Origin of the sequence: Lederbergia galactosidilytica (genome assembly GCF_017873565.1) — a bacterium.
Classification (GTDB): Bacteria; Bacillota; Bacilli; order Bacillales; family Bacillaceae_C; genus Lederbergia; species Lederbergia galactosidilytica.
The window spans coordinates 1-1,776 of record NZ_JAGGKH010000045.1 but is presented as its reverse complement, the minus strand read 5'-3'; the positions used below and the strand labels follow the sequence as shown (position 1 = coordinate 1,776).

Below are 1,776 nucleotides of genomic sequence, written 5' to 3'. Positions count from 1 at the left end.
AACAAAAAAGAGCCCCCTTGGTATGATACGAGGTGTCCAAAGCTGATCAGCAAAAAGGACCCTTAATTGATACCCAAGGAGGACTCAAAATGAATTATACGCAAAATCACAAAATCTCGCAAATTACACCATCAACTTTAATTATTGGCATTGATATTGCCAAAGACAAACATGTCGCGCGTGCACAGGATGATCGAGGCATTGAGTTTGGTAAACGCCTGATCTTTGAAAATCGAATCCATGGCTTCCAAACCCTTTTAAAGTGGGTGGAACGCCATCAAAAAGCGAATGATAAAGATCATGTAATCTTTGGCGTTGAGCCAACAGGGCATTACTGGTTAAACCTAGCCTATTTTCTAACTGCTAAGGGTTTTGACTTCGTATTGGTTAATCCCATGCATGTAAAGAAAAGCAAAGAGTTGGATGACAATTCTCCAACGAAAAACGATACAAAGGATGCCAGAGTGATTTCACAGCTCATTAAAGATGGCCGATACTCTGTACCCAATCTCTTAGACGGCATTTATGCGGAATTGAGAGAAGGCGTCAAAGTAAGAGATCAGCTCATCGACCAGCTTATGATCACAGAAGGTCGAATTCAAAATGTTGTCCAACGTTACTTTCCGGAGTTTTTCGATGTCTTCAAAAATTGGGAAGGAAAAGCAGCCCTTTGTACTTTGAAAATATTCCCATTCCCTTCAGATATTAAGAAAATGACACCGGAAGAAGTCTTTGCGAAATGGAAGCCCTTTGTGCAAAGGGGCGTCGGTATTAAAAAGGCAACAAAGCTTGTAGAGACAGCCAAAAAAAGTATTGGTATTCAAATTGGCATCCAGTTTGCCAAGCGTGAAATGGATTGTCTGCTTGAGCAGTATGAACTTTACACTGAGCAATTGAAACAATTGGATCAAGAACTGGAATCCCTGGTCGAAAATATACCAGGGGCAAAGGAAATGAAGGCCATCAAAGGCTTAGGCACAACAACCGTTGCATTATTTTTCGCTGAGGTGGGTGATATCACGAAGTACAATCATCCCCAGCAACTTGTAAACTTAGCAGGGCTGTCATTGCGCGAACATAGTTCAGGAAAATTTAAGGGGCAAACAAGAATAACAAAGCGAGGGAGAAGCAGGCTCAGAAGAGCCATATACTTAGCCGTTCGCCCGCTGGTTGCACACAATTCAACCTTTAAAGCTCTGCATCATTATTATACCAAACGTCCTGACCGCCCTTTAAAGAAACAACAGTCCCTCATAGCCCTGTGTTGTAAGTTATTACGTGTCTTATTTGTCATCGGCAACAAACAATGTGAATTTGATGGTTCCAAATTATTGCAAGGCTTACCTCAAATAGAAACAGTACAGGCAGCTTAAAAATAACGTAAAGTAAGATTTTTAGTCACCTATTTCATTTTCAAAACAAACACCAATAGTGCAGAGTCGGAGCTTATTTATTCCATTCGGGCATAAGACCTAGTTTAGGAGCATATCCGGCCTCCACCTCATGGATACGCAGGACGAAGGAATGTATGGACCCTAGATCCCGAGAGATATAGGAGGGTGAGCGACCGTGAGTCGTGTGGAGATCTTACGCACGGTTATAACAATTATTTACCAAACTTATCCAGTTCGGTCGTTAGGATGGACCACACCCTGTAAGAAAATTCTGTATATATCTATTTTAAGGTGTGACAGCTATTGGGCGTAAATTAAACATCTATGAAATTTTGAGAATGAGAGAGTATTCGAGAGAAAACTTAAGTTTATTGAAGGAGGA

1 protein-coding gene is annotated in these 1,776 nt (G+C 41.0%); it reads left to right on the top strand.

The window, feature by feature from the left end; translation table 11 throughout:
* Positions 1–89: 89 nt before the first annotated feature.
* Positions 90–1,373, top strand: a complete 1,284-nt coding sequence (locus tag J2Z23_RS22055; protein WP_064467701.1) for an IS110 family RNA-guided transposase — start codon at positions 90–92, stop codon at positions 1,371–1,373.
* Positions 1,374–1,776 lie beyond the last annotated feature (403 nt).